General features: G+C 67.7%; 16 protein-coding genes and 1 riboswitch. Of the genes, 6 read left to right on the top strand and 10 right to left on the bottom strand.

Going from position 1 to position 16,985, the window contains the following annotated elements; translation table 11 throughout:
* The first annotated feature begins 91 nt into the window (after window positions 1-91).
* The 3 genes from queG to ATO4_RS20370 are packed head-to-tail and all read left to right on the top strand — an operon-like array spanning window position 92 to window position 2,544.
* Window positions 92-1,249, top strand: coding sequence for a tRNA epoxyqueuosine(34) reductase QueG (gene queG, locus ATO4_RS20380; protein ID WP_083593577.1), 1,158 nt, complete (start codon window positions 92-94; stop codon window positions 1,247-1,249).
* Complete coding sequence (locus ATO4_RS28130; RefSeq protein WP_210191108.1) at window positions 1,224-1,625, top strand: hypothetical protein; 402 nt, start codon at window positions 1,224-1,226, stop codon at window positions 1,623-1,625. Before queG ends, ATO4_RS28130 begins: the two co-directional genes overlap by 26 nt.
* Window positions 1,626-1,629: 4 nt before the next feature.
* Window positions 1,630-2,544, top strand: coding sequence for an SDR family NAD(P)-dependent oxidoreductase (locus tag ATO4_RS20370; protein WP_083593574.1), 915 nt, complete (start codon window positions 1,630-1,632; stop codon window positions 2,542-2,544).
* A 214-nt stretch (window positions 2,545-2,758) separates the two neighbouring features.
* Here the strand turns inward: ATO4_RS20370 and ATO4_RS20365 are convergent, their stop codons facing one another.
* The 7 genes from ATO4_RS20365 to ATO4_RS20335 form a co-directional block, all read right to left on the bottom strand.
* Window positions 2,759-3,037, bottom strand: a complete 279-nt coding sequence (locus ATO4_RS20365; RefSeq protein ID WP_083593572.1) for a hypothetical protein — start codon at window positions 3,035-3,037, stop codon at window positions 2,759-2,761.
* Complete coding sequence (locus ATO4_RS20360) at window positions 3,034-3,309, bottom strand: toxin (protein ID WP_083593570.1); 276 nt, start codon at window positions 3,307-3,309, stop codon at window positions 3,034-3,036. Before ATO4_RS20360 ends, ATO4_RS20365 begins: the two co-directional genes overlap by 4 nt.
* 67 nt (window positions 3,310-3,376) lie before the next feature.
* Complete coding sequence (locus tag ATO4_RS20355; protein WP_245308853.1) at window positions 3,377-3,847, bottom strand: hypothetical protein; 471 nt, start codon at window positions 3,845-3,847, stop codon at window positions 3,377-3,379.
* A gap of 344 nt (window positions 3,848-4,191) precedes the next feature.
* Window positions 4,192-5,412, bottom strand: a complete 1,221-nt coding sequence (locus ATO4_RS20350; RefSeq protein ID WP_083593566.1) for an agmatinase family protein — start codon at window positions 5,410-5,412, stop codon at window positions 4,192-4,194.
* Window positions 5,409-6,251, bottom strand: coding sequence for an ATP-binding cassette domain-containing protein (locus tag ATO4_RS20345; protein WP_083593562.1), 843 nt, complete (start codon window positions 6,249-6,251; stop codon window positions 5,409-5,411). Before ATO4_RS20345 ends, ATO4_RS20350 begins: the two co-directional genes overlap by 4 nt.
* Entirely contained in the window at window positions 6,248-7,069 is an 822-nt protein-coding gene (locus ATO4_RS20340; protein ID WP_083593559.1) for an ABC transporter permease subunit, read from the bottom strand. Before ATO4_RS20340 ends, ATO4_RS20345 begins: the two co-directional genes overlap by 4 nt.
* A 19-nt stretch (window positions 7,070-7,088) precedes the next feature.
* Entirely contained in the window at window positions 7,089-8,150 is a 1,062-nt protein-coding gene (locus ATO4_RS20335; protein ID WP_083593556.1) for a putative urea ABC transporter substrate-binding protein, read from the bottom strand.
* Between the two features lie 100 nt (window positions 8,151-8,250).
* A riboswitch (guanidine-I (ykkC/yxkD leader) is annotated at window positions 8,251-8,359 on the bottom strand.
* Window positions 8,360-8,674: 315 nt separating this feature from the next.
* On the opposite strand from ATO4_RS20335, the gene ATO4_RS27345 reads away from it, so the two are divergent.
* The 3 genes from ATO4_RS27345 (at window position 8,675) to ATO4_RS28745 (ending at window position 11,745) form a co-directional block, all read left to right on the top strand.
* On the top strand, window positions 8,675-9,595 hold the full coding sequence (locus ATO4_RS27345) for a cell wall hydrolase (RefSeq protein WP_139802582.1): 921 nt from the start codon (window positions 8,675-8,677) through the stop codon (window positions 9,593-9,595).
* Between the two features lie 126 nt (window positions 9,596-9,721).
* Complete coding sequence (locus ATO4_RS20325) at window positions 9,722-11,200, top strand: alkaline phosphatase D family protein (RefSeq protein WP_245308852.1); 1,479 nt, start codon at window positions 9,722-9,724, stop codon at window positions 11,198-11,200.
* Between the two features lie 416 nt (window positions 11,201-11,616).
* On the top strand, window positions 11,617-11,745 hold the full coding sequence (locus ATO4_RS28745; RefSeq protein WP_280940514.1) for a hypothetical protein: 129 nt from the start codon (window positions 11,617-11,619) through the stop codon (window positions 11,743-11,745).
* A gap of 353 nt (window positions 11,746-12,098) precedes the next feature.
* On the opposite strand, the gene ATO4_RS20320 is transcribed toward ATO4_RS28745, so the two are convergent.
* The 3 genes from ATO4_RS20320 to ATO4_RS20310 all read right to left on the bottom strand — a co-directional run.
* Window positions 12,099-12,911: a M15 family metallopeptidase gene (locus ATO4_RS20320; RefSeq protein ID WP_245308851.1), complete on the bottom strand. Its 813-nt coding sequence runs from the start codon at window positions 12,909-12,911 to the stop codon at window positions 12,099-12,101.
* Window positions 12,912-13,011: 100 nt separating this feature from the next.
* On the bottom strand, window positions 13,012-14,388 hold the full coding sequence (locus tag ATO4_RS28490; protein ID WP_083593552.1) for a YARHG domain-containing protein: 1,377 nt from the start codon (window positions 14,386-14,388) through the stop codon (window positions 13,012-13,014).
* A gap of 324 nt (window positions 14,389-14,712) precedes the next feature.
* A partial coding sequence (locus ATO4_RS20310) for a tandem-95 repeat protein (protein ID WP_139802581.1) occupies window positions 14,713-16,985 on the bottom strand: 2,273 nt, incomplete at its 5' end.

The raw sequence follows: 16,985 nt of genomic DNA, 5'->3' as shown, positions 1-16,985 counted from the left end.
GCGAGAGGCAAAGCCGGCACGACGACCGGCGAGCGACGATGCGGAACGAAAGGCTTGCCGCGGCGGCGCCCCGCGCACCATATCGGCGGCGATGACCACAGCCGCCCTCGCCTCGCTGAAGACCTTCCTGCAGGCCGACGCTCGCCGCCTCGGCTTCGCGTCGGCGGGCGTCGCGGACGCCTCCGGCAACGTCCTCGCCGGTGACCGACTGGCGGAGTTCGTCGCGTCGGGCCGCCACGGCACCATGGGCTGGATGCCCCAGACCCTCGATCGCCGCAGGTCGCCGCGGGACCTGTGGCCCGAAGTCCGCTCGATCGTGGTCCTTTCCATGAACTACGGGCCGGACGAGGACCCGCTGGACATCCTCGACCACCCCGACAGGGGCGCGATCTCGGTCTATGCCCGCCACCGTGACTATCACGACGTCATCAAGGGCAGGCTCAAGGAACTCGCCGGCCGGCTTGTCGCCAGAGCCCGCGAGGCCGGTCTCGGCGACCATGACGCCAAGGTCTTCGTCGACACCGCGCCGATCATGGAAAAGCCGCTGGGCGAGCTCGCGGGCCTCGGCTGGCAGGGCAAGCACACCAACCTGTTGTCGCGAGACTTCGGCTCCTGGCTGTTCCTCGGCTCGATCTTCACCACCCTCGATCTTCAGGCGGACGAATCCGGCCGCGACCGCTGCGGCTCGTGCCGGGCCTGCCTGACCGCCTGCCCGACCGACGCGTTCCCCGCGCCCTATCAGCTCGATGCGCGACGCTGCATCTCCTACCTCACCATCGAGACCAAGGCCGTCATTCCCCGAGAGTTTCGCGCCGCGATGGGCAACCGCATCTATGGCTGCGACGACTGCCTCGCCGTCTGCCCGTGGAACAAGTTCGCCCAGGACGCCAGCGAGGCCAAGCTGATCGCGCGGGAGGACCTGAAGGCGCCGCGGCTCGCCGATCTCCTCGGCCTCGACGACGCGGGTTTCCGAGCGCTGTTCTCCGGCTCGCCGATCAAGCGGATCGGCCGCGACAAGTTCGTCTCCAACTGCCTGATCGCCGCCGGCAACTCGGCTCGTGCCGAGCTTCTTCCCGCCGCCCGGGGCCTCCTGGCGGACGACGCGCCGCTCGTGCGGGCGATGGCGGTGTGGGCGATCTGCCGGCTCGACCCCGGCGAGGCCTTGCGACTTCGCGCCGCCGCGCTTGATAAGGAGGCGGACGAGACGGTGCGGAGTGAATGGCATGCCCTGGATGAAAGCCAAGACTGAACCGGTGCTACAGGCGGGCGCGATGAGTTCGCCCGGATCGGCGCTGCCGGGCCGCGATGCCACTTCCGGGCCGGAGGCCAAGGTGCGCCGGGCGCTCCTGCAACTGCGCGAAGGCGGTTTCCTGCCGCAGCCGGATCATGCGGCGGGATCGGCCGCGCTCGGTGCCGGCGCCCTCGGGGCCGGGGCCATGGGCGCCGGGGCGATCGGGGCACTGGCGCTCGGCGCCGTCGCCATCGGGGCGATCGCCGTCGGAGCGTTTGCCATCGGCCGCCTTTCCGTCGGCAGCGCGCGCATCGGCGAGGCCGAGATCGGCCGCCTCAGGATTGGCCGGCTGGAGGTGGACAGCTTCGTGCCGACGGGCCGGAGGCTCGGATAACGCCATGCATCTCTTCGTCTTCGGCTACGGCTATTCCGCTTCCCACTTCGTCGACAGCCTCGACAAGCAACAGGTGACGGTCGAGGCCGTGACCGTGCGGAGCAGGGACAAGGCGGCCTCCGTCGCGGCCCACGGGCTGAAGCCGGTGGTCTTCGACGGCGAGCATCCCGGCGACGGCATCGACGGAGCGCTCTACCGGGCGACCCACATCCTCGTCTCGGCGCCGCCCGGCCACCCGGCCCCCGAGGGCGCCCGTGTCGGCGGCGCCAATGCCCGCTCCGGGGACCCGGTGCTGCGCTGGTATTTCGACGAGATCGCCCATGGCAGCCCGAACCTTCAGTGGATCGGCTACCTCTCCACCGTCGGCGTCTATGGCGACCATGACGGCGATTGGATCGACGAGGACGCGGAGCTGAAGCCGCAATCGGAACGCTCCAAGGCCCGCATCGGGGCCGAAGAGGCCTGGGCCGACCTCGGCCGGACGCGCGGCGTGCCGGTGGCGATCATCCGCCTGTCGGGCATCTACGGCCCGGGCCGCAACAACTTCGTCAATCTGAGAAACGGCACCGCCAAGCGTCTGGTCAAGCCCGGCCAGGTGTTCAACCGCATCCATGTGGCAGACATCGCCGGGGCGACGAAGCTGCTCGCAGACCAGCGCCTCGGCGGCGTCTTCAACGTCACCGACGACGAGCCCGCCCCGCCCCAGGACGTCGTCCTCCATGCCGCGAACCTCGTCGGCGCCGAGCCGCCGGGCGAGACCGACTTCGCCGTCGCCGACCTCTCGCCCATGGCCCGCAGCTTCTACGGCGAGAACAAGCGGGTCTCGAACAGGAAGATCAAGGCGGCGGGCTACACCTTCCGCTATCCGACCTTCCGCGAGGGGCTGGAAAGCGTGAAGGGGGACTACGGGAAGGGGTGAGGGGCGGCGGGGCCCGGCGTCCGTGCCGACTTTCCGGCATCGTCTTCTTCGGTGGCGGAGGCCAGCCTCGGCCTGTCAGCCTCGACGCGTGCGGGCGGGGGGAAGGTGTGCCTGCGCAGGGAGGTTGTCCGCCCGTCCGGAACCAGACTCAGTCCGTCATCCGGTGCAGCAGCGCTCCGGTGTTTTCGAGTGAGGCCCAAGACAGGGGGCCGCTCTACCTCTCCGCATAATCATGCAGGATGGAATCGACCAGAGCTTCGTAGGACATTCCCTGCTCGGCCGCCTTGGCTTTCAGCCGGGCAAGATCACGCTCGACGACGGAGATGAGAACACGTCCGCGAGCACGTCCCGTCAGCGCGTGCTCGGCCATGGCCTGAAACGCGGCACGCTGCTCCGCAATGTCGCCCACCGGCACCCATTCGCCATTTTCGCTGAGGTCGTAATCCTCCAACTCGTCCTCGCTGAGAATGGGTTGGGGTTCTGTCCCGGTCATGACCGCCCTCCGAGAAATTCGCGCGTGGCCCGGCGGCTGGGAAACATCGTCTTCAGAAAGAGACCGCCTTCGGTTTCGACATAGGGAACGACCCACGCATAGTGATCGATTTCGACGATGATCTGTCTTTGATGAGGATACCGTTCCTCATTCGGATGCCGCCGGTTCAGAAGAAGTCGTCCTTCCTGGAGCGCGGCAAGAACTCTCTCGAAGCCAAACCCATATCTGGCCTTGAGAGCATCGTTCTTTTCAGAGTTCCAGGCCGCGACCATGGATCAATATGGAACGAGCCTTCGCCCCGTGCAACGAGCTTTGCGACGGCCTTTCGTTCCGGCTCCCTCACCTTGCTCCCAGCGCCCTCGCATCCTCGAACGCATATTGCCGCGTCTTCGTCCCGTCGAAATAGACGAAGACGAGATGGTCGCGCTTCGACACCATCTGTGCCGGCAGCGGATCGTAGCGGAAGGTCTGACCGCCGAGATGCGGCGCCAGCGAGCCGATGTCAACTCGCCGCTCCTGGGCGACGCGCAGGAGCTTCAGCTCGGTGCCGTCGGCGAGCGTCGCCTCGAAGGGAATGCCGGCGAGGCGCAGGAAGCTGGTCGGGTCGCTCGCCGCCTGGAAGCCCTCGACGAAGGCCTTCTCGACGAGGTCGAGATCGGGCTCGTGCTCATGCGGATGGTCGTGGGCCGCATGGTCGTGGTCGCTCCTGTGCGGCACCTGCCACTGAGTCGTACCCTTCTGGTTGTGCCCATGACCACCGCCGGACGACACGTCGTAGGGGTGGAAGTGATCGGTCTCACCGCGATGCATGGCGGGGTCTCCTGTTCGGTTCGTTGCCGGTGGCTTGGTCGGGACTTGGAGGTGGCAGCTGGAACACCCCCCTCTGTCCTGCCGGACATCTCCCCCACAAGGGGGGAGATCGATCTCGCGGATCAGGTTTCGCCCTGACGACTGGCACTGCACCGATAGCCCATCTCGGGTATCGAACGGTGCGCAGGCGTCCGAGCCAAGGGTTATTACCGCGAAGCTGCCGATCTCCCCCCTTGTGGGGGAGATGCCGGCAGGCAGAGGGGGGCGAGCCGCCGCCAGCCTCGACGCAAAGAAAACACCCGGGCAGACGCCTGTGCCACACCGACAGCCGAGCCTCACCCCCCTCAAAAACTCACCGGCTTGTCGATGATCGCCTTGTGCTTGCCGAGGGTGCCGTGGGCGCACATCGAGCCGAGCGCCTCGACACACACCCGCACGCCCATCAGCGCCGTGATATCCGAGGTATCATAGGGCGGCGAGACTTCCACCACCTCGAGCCCGCAGATGCCGGGCGCGCAGACGAGGCCGAGGATCTTCAGCGCCTCGCGCGGCAGGAAGCCGCCCGGCTCCGGCCAGCCGGTGCCCGGCACGAAGCCGCAGTCGAGACTGTCCACGTCGAAGGAGATGTAGACCGCGTCGGCATCCTTCCAGGCGAGTTCCAGGGCGATCTCGGCGGTCTTCTCCAGCCCGTAATGCTCGATGTCCTCGATGGTGAGGACGTTGGTCTGGCGACGATAGGCCTCCTTGGCGCCGGGGCGCGGCACCTGCCAGCCGCCGATGCCGAGCTGGACGAGATTGACCGCCGGCACGTTCGGCAGGTTGGTCGTCCAGAACCACGGCGTCGTGTGCATGCGCTCGTCGAGATCCTTTTCCTGGATGTCGATGTGCCGGTCGAAATGGATGATGCCGATCCGCTTGGAGGTGCATTCGGCGATGCCGCGCACGCAGGGAAAGCCGATCGAATGGTCGCCGCCGAGCATCACCGGCAGGGCGCCCGAGGAGAAGACGTGAGAGACGCCCTTGGAGATCTGGTCGAAGCTCTTTTCGAGGTTCCCGGGAATGGTGAAGACGTCGCCGGCGTCGCAGAGCGTCATCTGTTCGCGCAGGTCGACGCCGAGCTCGTAATTGTAGGTGGTGTAGAGCGCCGAGATGCGCCGGATCCCCTGCGGCCCGAAGCGCGTGCCCGGCCGGTAGGTGGTGCCACTGTCGAAGGGAATGCCGAGGACGGCGGCGTCGTATTTGCCGACGTCGCGGACATTCTCGACATAGGGCGCCTTGAGGAAGGTGTTGATGCCGGCAAAATGCGGCAGCTCACCCCGGGCAAAGGTGGGGATCGACTTGTCGGTGATGGAATCGGCGCCGGGCAGGCCCATGTCGAGCGCCCATTTCACCTCGCGGGCCCAGCCATCGCCGGGAAGCTTGTCCTCGGCCTCCAGCGCCTTCCAGCCGCGGGTTTCGCGCGCGTCGAAATTCGGGTGATGGGCTCGCGAAGGCGCCGCGGCGAGGCGGACGCCGGCCCGGCGCGTGGCGCGGGAGGGCGCAGAAAAGCGGATGTCCTGGCTCATGGGTTCGGTCTCCTCGTCGGTTCGGTGTCGTTGCTGCCGGCATCGGATCCGGCCGGCATGACGGGATCGGGCGCGCCGTCAGCCCCAGGGCCTGCTTGTCTCCGGGCGTCCCTCGGTTGGGCGCCCTTGAGCGGGATGTCGTAGGTGATGGTCGCGCCATAGGCGGCGGGGAACTGCGGATCGTGGCGGATCTTGTCGAAGACCAGCAGCCGGGTGCCGAGATGGAAGGCCTCCTGGATGTCGTGGGTGACCATGAAGACGGTCATGCCGGTCTCGCGCCACAAGTCGATCAGCAAGTCCTGCATGTCGCGCCGGGTGCCGGGGTCGAGGGCGCCGAAGGGCTCGTCGAGAAGCAGGATGCGCGGGCGCTTGAGCAGCGCCTGGCCGATGGCGAGGCGCTGCTGCATGCCGCCGGACAGCTGGGCGGGGTAGCGACCCGCCGCATCGGCAAGGCCGATCTTCGCCATCATCGCCTCGGCCTTCTCCCGTGCCGCGCGGCGCCTGGCGCCGAACAGCCGGGCGAGCACCTTCGAGCCCTCGATCTCCGCCGGCAGCATGAGGTTGCCGAGGACGGTGAGATGGGGGAACACCGAATAGCGCTGGAAGACGATCCCGCGCCCGGCGTCGGGCTCGCCGGCGAGCGCCCTGCCGTCGACGCGGATCTCGCCCGTCGTCGGCCGCTCCTGACCGAGCAGGATGCGCAGGAACGTGGACTTGCCGCAGCCCGATGCGCCGACGACGGTCACCAGCGCGCCCTCGTCGACGGAAAGATCGACCCGCTCGAGGATCGGCGCCTCGCCATAGGTGACGGAAATCCGGTGCGCCTTCAGGAAGCTCATAGCGCCTCTCCCGACAGATGCGCCCAGGCGAACAGGCGGCGGGACAGGAGCGCGAGGGCCCGGTCGACGAGATAGGCGAGCAGCGTGATCCAGACGACGTAAGGAAGGATCACGTCCATCGCGAGATAGCGGCGCACCAGGAAGATGCGGTAGCCGAGGCCGTCGGTGGAGGCGATGGCCTCGGCCGAGATCAGGAAGATCCAGGCCGGCACGAGCCCCAGCCGGATCGCCGTGACCAGCCGCGGCCAGAGCTGCGGGAAGACGACGCGGACGGCGATCTGCCAGGTGGTGGCGCCGAGCGTCTGCGCCTTGACGATCTCCTCGCGCGGAATGTCGAGGACGCCCTGGGCGAGCGCGCGGATCATCAGGGGCGCCGTGCCGATCGCCACCAGCCCGACCTTGGCGGCCTCCCCGAGGCCGAGGATGATGAACAGGATCGGCAGGATGGTGATCGGCGGGATCAGCGAGAAGGCCGCGACGAAGGGCGAGAACAGTGCCCGCCCGATCGGCAGGATGCCGATCAGCGCGCCGAAGACGACGGCGAGCGCCGCCGCGATGGCGATGCCGAGGGCCAGCCGCTCCAGGCTCGCCAGCGTGTCGGACCACAGGATCAGGTCCCCCGTCCGCCGGTCGGGGACGAAGGCGAGGTCGTACATCGCCTCGCCCATCGCCGAGAGCGAGGGCAGCAGCTTGTCCTGCGGATTGTCCGCCCGGCGGATGGCGCTGGCGATGGCATAGGCGCCGAGCGCCGCCGCGAAGGGCAGCGCGCCGAGCGCTGCCCCGAGGCCCCGCGAGGGATGGCGGTTGATCAGTCGCACCGGGCTCTTCCGGCGGCCGTCAGAGCTTCTTCTCGGCGGCCATTTCCATGTAGGTGGGGTCGTAGCGCAGCTGGATGTTGCCGGCATCCCCGGTGGTCTTGCCGCCGGGATAGGCGATGCCGACGAAATCGGCGTTCGGCGCGCCCTGACCGAGGATGCCGTGATCGAACAGGAAGTTGGCGACGAAGGTCATGGTCTCGGGCAGCGTCTCGGACTTGGCGAACTCGACCGCCTTTGCCGGATCGTAGAACATCGCCGTCGTTGCCAGCTGTGCCTCGAAGCCCTTCAGATCCGTGCCCGAGGCCTCGGCCATGGCTTCCAGCGCCGCCGTCCCTTCCGGCGTATCCGACTGCATCAGCCCCATCATCTCGTACCAGGCACCGGTCAGCGCCTTGCCGAAATCCGGGTTGTCCTGCAGCGTTTCGGTGTTGACCACCATCAGGTCGAGGATCTCGCCGGGGATTTTCGAGGAGTTGAACACCTCATGGGAATCCGGCATCGCGGCGATGGTCGACAGCAGCGGGTTCCAGGTGACGACCGAGGTGACGTCCGGCGTCTGGTAGGCCGCGACCATGTCGGCGTCCGACGTGTTGACGACGGTGACGTCCTTCTCGGACATGTCAACACTCTCGAGCGCGCGCGCCAGCAGGTAATGCGACACCGACAGTTCGACGAGATTGATGCGCTGGCCCTTGATGTCCTCCAGCGCGGTCTTGCCCTTCAGCACCACGCCGTCATTGCCGTTGGAATAGTCGCCGATGATCAGCGCCGTCGTGTCGACCCCGCCGCCGGCGGGAATCGACAGGGCGTCCATGTTGGTCATGGTGCAGCCGTCGTACTGGCCGGCCGTGTACTGGTTGATCGATTCCACGTAGTCGTTGATCTGCACGGCCTTGATGGCGATGCCGTATTTGTCGGCCCACTTTTTCAGAAGGCCGGAATCCTCCATGTATCCCCAGGGCATCCAGCCGGCATAGATCGACCAGCAGACCGAGAAGTCCTTCTTCTCCTCGGCGCTCGCCGGCGGCGAGCCGGCGAGGCAGGTGGCGGCGAGTGCGAGGGCGGCGGCGAGCAGTCTCATGGGCATCGTCCTTTTCGTCGCGACGGCCGGAGCGGCCTTGATGGTTTCATCGCGACAAGAGGACCGGGAGACGGCCCGCTGATCGCGGGTCCGTGCGGCGTTCTCCCGGGATTTTGGCCCGCCGTGTCTCCCTGCAACTCACAGGGAGTGCGTCTCTCGGACCAGCCACATTCCGAGGAAGGAATGCCGGAACCCTAGACGCACCGCACGGGAAGCTCTCAATCAAGAACCGTGCCAGTCGGCAGCCGGCTCCCAAGACTGTCTCCTGCCCGCCTCCCGCGCCGTCATCGCCCGGCGCAGCCCCGGATCTTGCGCAGAGCTTGCACAGCGGCGACCGATTTTTGGGCAAAGTCTCGCGCCGCCCGGAGCAGACCGAGCATAAGACGAGGCCCGGAAACTCAAGGGCTGCAGGGCGATGCCCAGAGGCTATCGCCTGCGGCCTCGCGGCAACAGTCGGTCCGCCACGTTACAGTCCGATACGGGCGTGCCGACTTCTCGCCGCAATCTGCCATCACGGGTTTGTCATGAGCACGACACACCGCGTTACCAGCTGCCGCCTCGGCCTTCTTGTCGCCCTCGCCCTGCCGCTCGCCGGCTGCGTCGGGGCTCCCGGCGCCGACGAGGCCTTCGAGGCGCTGGCGACCAGGGATCTCGGCCCCTCGCAGGAATGCCTGGCGCGGGCGATGTATTTCGAATCCAACCGCTCCAGCGAGGACGGCATGCTGGCGGTGGGCACCGTGGTGATGAACCGGGTCGCCTCCGCGGACTATCCGAACGATGTCTGCGCCGTCGTCGGCCAGCCCAAACAGTTCGCCCCCGGCGTCATGACCCGCTCGATGGGCGTCGGCGAGGATCTCGCCATGCAGGTCGCCGCCCGCGTGCTGCGGGGCGAGCGGCACAAGACGGTCGCCAAGGCGAAGTTCTTCCACACCGCCGGCATGAACTTTCCCTATCGCAACATGAGCTACCGGCTGATCGCCGGCGGCAACGCCTTCTACGAGAAGATCTCCCGCCGCAGCAATCCGGAGGCGAGGATCGTCAGCCAGGCGGAGGTCAGGCAGGCCCAGAACGCCTCCGGCGCGATCGACCTGATGCGCACGGCATCGACAAAGCCCCAGAAGCCCGGCACCACCGCCATCGGCTACGCCGAGCCCGCATCGCCGAGCGCTGCCGCAGCCCCTGTTCCGAGCGAACGGCCGGGTGAGGCGAGTGCGCCCCCGTCGAAGAGCCCGTTCCTCGACATGTTCAAGACCCGCCAGGCCGCCGCGGCCGAAACGGACGAGCGCGGCGGCCGTGTCGGCGAGGCCGCGGCGGTGGCGCAGGAGACAGGCACCTCCGTCCCGGGCGATCTGCCCGGGGTCGAGGACGGCGCGGCTGCGTCGGCGACCGGCACTTCGACCGAGGCGCACGCAGGCCCGAGCGACTCCTGGCTCGCCCGCTGGTGATGCTGGCCGGCTGAGACGAATTCGCCGCAGGCCGGTACAAACGCCAAGCGCCTCCCTATATCCGGCCGCAGCTTGAAACGCCCGTCGGGGGGATCAGGCCCGAGCGGCGGGACGAAGAGCGTATCGATGGCAGTCATGCATGGCGAAGCGCCGACGGCGCCGATCGGGATCCAGCCGTTCCTCGGCCGTGCGGGCCCCATCCTGTTCGCGCAGGGCGGCAGCGGGACGTCCGACCGCATCAGGGCCGTGATCGTGCGCCCTGCCGGCGAGCCGGCACCTGTCGTCGCGACGGATGCCGGACCGGTCGAAACGGTTGAACTCGTCACCCTCTTCGGCCGCACCCTCCATGCCTGCGACCTGTCGCTTCCCAGCGGGACGACGGCATCCTACCAGGTCGACGACCGCAGCTATCGTGTCGTCTCGCCCGCCATGCCCGACATGCGGATCGGCTATGTCTCCTGCAACGGCCAGGAGGAGAACGACCTCGATCGCGACCTCCGCGAGCGGGACCTCGTCTGGCAGCGCCTGGCGGACGAGAACCGCGAGAAGCCATTCGCCCTTTTGCTCCAGGGCGGCGACCAGCTCTATGCCGACGACGTTCTTAGGTGCCATCCGGACGTGGAGCGCTGGGAGAGCCTGCCGAAGACCGAGCGCGGCGCGGTCGCGCTGACGCCCGACATCACCGAGACGCTCCGGCGCTTCTACTTCGATCGCTATCTCATCACCTATTCCCGGCCGGCCTTCGCCAGCCTCGCCGCCAGCGTGCCCTCGATCATGATGTGGGACGACCACGACATCATCGACGGCTGGGGCAGCCATCCGGCGGAACTGCTAGACAGCCCCGTCGGCCGGGCGATCTTCGCGGCCGCCCGGGAGATGTTCCTGATCTTCCAGCTCGCCGCCGCACCGGGCGAGCTGCCGCCGATCGCTCGCGACCGGACCGGCACCTCGCTCGGCACCGTCGTCCGCTATCCGGGCCTGTCGATCATCGCACCGGACCTGCGCAGCGAGCGTCGGCTGCACCAGGTGATGGGCGAGGCCGGCTGGCGCGTCCTCGACAGGGCGTTCGCGGAGACCCCGGAAGGCGACCGGATCCTCGTCCTCTCCAGCATTCCGGCGCTCGGGCCGCGCCTCAGCTGGGCGGAATTTGCCGCCGACATCCTGCCCGGGTCGAACGAATACGAGGACGACCTGCGCGACCAGTGGCAGAGCCGGACACACCGCGAGGAGTGGCGACGCTTCCTGGCGCTGCTCGCGGGCTGGGAGGAAAGCGGCAAGGGCCGTCTGACGGTGGTCTCCGGCGAGATCCATCTCGCCACCAGGGGCGAGATGAAACTGAAGGGCGGCGGCATCCTCCACCAGCTCGTCGCCTCCGGCATCTCCCATCCCGCCCCCTCGGCGGCCTATCCGAGAGTGCTCGGCCTCCTTGCGCGTTTCGGCGAAAGCCCGCTGGAGGGACGCAAGATCCGCATCCTGCCGCTACCGGACTACCGGACCACCTATGCCGGCGAGCGCAACTATCTCGTCCTCGAGCGGCGGCGGTCGGAATGGTCGGCAAGCTGGGAGCTGGAGCACACCGGCCGGACGAGACCCCTGCTGATATGACGCAGCGGAATTCCCACCTCGCTGAACACATCCTGCGCGATGTGATGAGAAAATCAGCAACGGGTATAACCACAGATTGCTTCAGCAGTTAATACCTCAATTAACCATACATGATCGCTGCCACGATTTATCGAAGCGATAAGATTTCCTCGAGATATCGATGAAATTCCATCGAAACGACTTGACGGTTTCGGCACCTTCGGCCAGATTGCCGCAGCTTCGACGGAGGGTGCGAGCGGACAATTGCGCCATCGTGAGAGCGCTGCAGGTGCGGGCTGAACCGTCAGGTTCAGGCCGCAACGAATGATCCGTAAGGTTGCGACCAGTTCCATCATCCAGATGGGGGGGGGCAGCGCCTGCGCCGATAATCGAGGCACTGGGGCATAGATCGCATTCGAGGGGATCGAGGCAGTCTGATGCAGAACAATTGCAATACGACCGATCGCAAGATCAAACTCAACCTCACCAAGCTCCTGGGCATTCGCGCCGTTCGCACGGCGCCCGGCGGCTATCGCCCCGTCAGCATCATGAACCGGGCCTCCTGACGGCCTGCGACCAGCATCGAGTCCATCCGCGACGACCGATGTAAGCATGAGCGCCCGTGCGATTGACTCTCGTGCCGACGGTATCGAGCCCGCGCGGCGCTTGAGCAGCAACCCCTTCGCCCCGTTCGAAGACCGGGTCGACGGAATGAGCGAGGGCGGAGTCCGAGATCCCGGCGGTCCTTCGGGACGCTGCATGAGGTCCTTTGCGCAGAGCCGCCCGGTCCAAATGGCGCGGAGTGACGACGCTCCCGGCAATCCGCCGCCAGCAGATCTGCCGCCGGCAGATCCGTCGCCGCACGATCAGGCGTGCTCCGACGACCGGCCCGTCTCCAGCCGCAGCCTCCTGCCCGAATCTACTCCTGCGGGCAGCCGCGGCTTTCGGCGAGGCGGCCGATGGCGATCAGTTCCGGCCGGTATTCGAAATGCATGGTATCGTAGTGATACCATTTTCCGCCCCAGATGAAGCCGTGTCGCTCGAAGGCCGCGACGACCGCCTTCGGCAGCCTGTTGCGATAACGCGGCACGTTGCCCGGCTTGCCGCCGCTCCAGAGCCAGTAGTCGGCATAGCGGGTGTTGACGTCGATCGCGGCGCCGAAACTGTGCGCCGACAGCCGCTTCGTGCCGGCGACCACGCGCCAGTTGAAGGTGCCGGCGGATGGCGTCAGATAGTCCCGCAGGGCCGGCTGCGACGCGAGGTCCCGCGCGACCGCGACGAGAGCCTCATCGGCGCCCCCGGTCGCGGTGAAGGGCAGCCGGCTGCCGAACCAGTCGACGGAAACCAGCGTCTTCTGCGCCGCCGATGGGCTGGAGCCGTAGAGCGAGCGGAAGAAGGCGTCGTTGCGGATCCGTCCCGGATCGAAATTTCGCGACGGCGGCGCGCCGGTGTCGCAGACGCCGATCGGATAGATCTGCGACAGCATGTCCTCGAGATCGGCATTGGCGAGCTTTTGCTCGTGATCCTTCGCGGCGCCGTCGTCGATGGCGATGCGGCTGCCGTCCGCCATCACCATCCCGTCCGCCCCGATGGCCCGAACGGCGGCGGGAAAGGCGGCGCGAAGCGCTTCCAGGCGGTCGAACAACGGCACCGTCGAGGCGGCACCGGCGGGCGGGGCGAGGACGGAACCCGCGAGCAGGAGTGCGGCACAACCGAGAGCCAGCGTCGCCAACTGTCGGCGGGCCGGCTTTCGGCCTGACGATGCCGTTACGCCCGAGGATCGTGGCCCCGGAGATCGCCGACTTGCCGCCAGCCGGGCGACGGAGGCGGGCTCAGCAGCCATTTTGCCGCTCCAGCGACTGGATGCGGCTCACTTCGGCGGCGTCGGCGCCGCCTGGGCTCGCCCCGGTGCAGCCGGCATTGGAGAAGTAGCGCCTCCCCTTGGCCGTTTTGAAGCAGTAGCCGGCCTGATCGAAGATCAGGTTGCGCATGTACCAGAGCTGGCCGCACTGGCTGGCGGCGAGATCGGCCGGGATCGGATAGCCGCGATAGCTGGCGCCCGCGGGGGCCGGCGGGATATAGGCCGGCGGATCGTAGCGCGGCGGCTCACCGAAGCCTGGCGCCGGCTCGTAGCGCGGCGCCGCCGCCACCCGCCCATCGTCCCGCAACGGCGCCTGATCCCGATTGGTGGCCGCCCTCGCCTGGTCCTGCCGGACGCGCTCTTCCTCCTGGCGCTTCATCGTCAGGAAGGCGGAGGCGGTGTCGGCCTGCGGGCAGGCCCGGTTGTCCGACAGGAACGCCTCGTAGGCGCCGACGCTGTCGAGCCGCCGGGCGTCGCGATAGGCGGTCTCGCAGGCCGCGCCCTGGGCGGCCTGATCGCGCAGGGCCATCACGACGTCCCTGCCCGGGCAGTCGATGTTCTCGTCGAGATAGAGCGAATAGGCCGCGACGGTGCCCTCGGCTCTCGCCCGGCCGAAGTTTCTCTCGCAGCGCTCGCGCTCCGCCTTCTCGGCTTCGCTGGCCTTCAGCTCGGTGACGAGGCGGTTCGCCTCGGCGACCTCGGGACATTGTGGAAAGAAGTCGCGGAAGGCTTCGAGCCGCCCCGGATCGCCGGCCTGCCTCGCCATGGCGAAGGCGCTCGCACAGGCCGGGTCTGCCTTCTGGGTGGGGATCTCGACGGAAAAGGACTGGACGCAGTTGAGGCCCGGATCGGCGCCCCCTGCCCCGCGCGCCCACAGCCGGATCTCGGCATCGACGCTGGAGCCCCTGTCGCGATAGGGCCGCACGAGCACCGTGACATCGGCGCTGGAGGCGCTGTCGATCAGCCGGTCGAGCTCGCGGGAATTCGCCTCGGCAAAACCGCTGTAGCTCGAGGCGATCGACTGGAAATTGTCGGCCTTGGTGGTCCGCGCGTTGGTGCGGGTCGAGATCAGCTCGGAGAGATCGGAGAGGATCGCCGTCTTCGTCGTCGGGTCCAGCAGCGTATCATCGGTGCTGACGCCGAGGATGTGGATGTGCTGGGCTCCCCCATTGGGAACGCATTGGCGGTTGATCTGCAACCCCTGGAGGTTGATCAGCACCTCGAGCTCCCAGCGCTCGTATTGCGGCGCAGCAAGGGTCGGCGCGCAAGACAGGGCTGCCCCGGCGATCAGGACTATCGCGGCCGCGACGATATGGCGGCATCGGCGGTTCAGATCCCTTGAAACCATGCAGGGGGCCTCGATCAGCAGGACGACCTGACGCTCCGATCAGCGTCCGATCCGGCCGATAGAACAGCAGGAATCGACGCTTGTCGACCCCTGTCTTACTCTGCGGCATGGCCGAAGAAACGGTGTCTTCGTCGCAAGGCCGCAGGCGGGCTTCCGGGTCCCCGACGTGGCGCCGCGCCGGGTCCGGGATTGGATGGCGCCCGCCTCGATGACCCCACCAGACGGCACGTCCGCCGGCATGGAGCGGCCAGCGTCCCCTGGAACGTGAAAGGGCGAGCCGCAACGAAGCGGCCCGCCCATTCTTCCGGTTCGGACGCGACCTCGTCAGAAGATGAAGTCGTTCGCGTCGAGATCGCCGATGTTCGCATTCACGATCGTGATGGTGTTGCTCCCATCGGTGATCACGGCGTTGGCTCCGACCTGGGTCAGGTGATTGGCGAACAGGTCCGCCAGATCGGTGATGTTGGTCACCGCCGCCAGATCGATCTTCTCAAACTGGTTGAATTCATCGAAATCGGTGATCGTATCCCTGCCGAAACCGTCGGCAAAGATGAACGTGTCGCCATTGAAGTCGCCGGTCAGCGTGTCGTTGCCAGCACCTCCTTCGATCCGGTCGAAACCGGCGAAGCCGCGGATCGCGTCGTTACCGATCCCTCCCAGCAAGACGTCGTTACCTGTGCCGCCGATGACCGTGTCGTCGCCTTGACCACCGTCGAGCGTCACACCGGAGACCATGCCGCCGGTGAGGGAATCGGCATCGGCACCGCCGACAACCCGTTCGATATTGGCCATCCGATCGAGGCCGATCTCGTCGCTGAGCGCATAGGCAAAGCCCAGATTGACGCGAACGCTCGTCGTCGTTGCGGTATAGTCGACGGTGTCGGTCCCGCTGCCGCCATCGTAGAAGTCGCGGGTGCCATCCAGGCTCCCGACGATGGTGTCGTTGCCGGCGCCGCCATAGACCTCGTCCTCGCCCGTACCGCCGGACAGGGTATCCGCCGCGTCCTCGCCGTTGACGATATCGTCGCCGCCACCGGCATCGACCGTGTCGGCACCGCCGCCGGCGAAGATCACGTCGGCGCCGGCGAAGGTGTCGATCACGTCGTCGCCGAGCAGACCCGTCACCTCGTCCCTCCCGGCCGTGCCGGCGAGCGTGTCGTTGCCGTTCGTCCCGACGATGATCTCGTTCGATCCGTAGATCGCGACACTCACCGTCTTCGTCGTCCCGTCGGCCGAGGTGACGGTGAAGCTGTCGGTCAGGACATCGCCGTCGTTCATCGCCGTGACGTCGGCATTGGCATCGTCGACCGTATAGCTCCAGTCGCCGTCGGCACCGACCGACCAGATGCCGTAGCTCGCCGCCTGGCCCGCCTGGACGAGGAAGACGTCCTCGCCGGCATCCGGATCGTCGACCATCAGCGACCCTGTCGCCGTCCCCGGCGCGAGGATGCCGTCCTCGCCGACGAAGCCGGAGGCGTCGCCACTGATCACGGCCTGGTCCGCGACCCCGTTGACCGTCACCGTCGCCACGGCCGAGACGGTCCTGTCGCCATCGGAGAGGGTGTAGGCGATCTCGGCAATGCCGTTGAAGTCGGCATTCGGCGTGAAGACGAGCTGGTTGTCGACGATCGCCACCTGGCCGTCGTCGCTGGTCGCCGCGATGACCGAGAGATCGTCTCCCTCGGGATCGCTCGCCCCGGCGAGGACGTCGATGGTCACGCTCGTGTCCTCGTCGACGCTCGCCGTCACCGGCGTTCCGCTCGCCGGCGCATCGTTGACGGGCGTGATCGTCAGAAAGACCGAGGCGGTCGAGGAAGCGCCGTCCGCGTCCTCCACCGTATAGGTGAAGGAGGCCGTCCCGGTGGCATCGGCCGCCGGGGTGAAGACGACGTTGCCGCCGACGAGCGCCACCGTGCCGCCGACCGCGTCCTGCACCGAGGCGATGGTCAGGCTGTCGCCGTCGACATCGCCGTCATTGCCGAGAAGCTCGGCGGCGGTGATGACGAGGGCCGTGTCCTCGGCGGTGGCAAAGCCCGCATCGGCCGCGGCCGCCGGCCCGTCGTTCTCCGCCGCGATCGCCACGCCGACCACCGCCGAGGCGACGAGGCCGCCGGCATCGCGCACCTCATAGGCGACATCCGCCGTGCCGTTGAAGTTCGCCGCCGGGGTGAAGCTGATCACCGTCCCCGACACCGTCACCGAACCCTCTTGCGGATCGACCGACGCCGTCACCACCAGATCGCCATCCGCCGTCTCGACGTCGCCGATCAGGGACGCGACGTCGATCGTCACCGCCCCGCCGTCTTCCGTCCCCGACGCCGTTCCGTCCGCAGCCGTCGGCGCGTCGTTCTGGCCGGCCACCGCCACCGACACGAGGATCGTGTCCGTCGCGCCATCGACGTCGGAGACCTGCACCGTGAAGCTGTCCTCCCCGGCAAAGTCGGCATCCGGCGTGTAGGTGTAGCTGCCGTCGGCAAAGACCGTCACCTGGCCGTTCGCCGGCTCGCCGCCATCGGCCAGCCCATAAGTCAGCGCGTCGCCCTCGACGTCGCTCGCCGCCACCGAGCCCGACACCGCCACGTCTTCCGCCGTCGCGA

Origin of the sequence: Aurantimonas sp. 22II-16-19i, from assembly GCF_002088275.1 — a bacterium.
Classification (GTDB): Bacteria; Pseudomonadota; Alphaproteobacteria; order Rhizobiales; family Rhizobiaceae; genus Jiella.
Note: the sequence above shows the minus strand (reverse complement) of the source record. Positions and strands in the feature narration are given on the sequence as shown.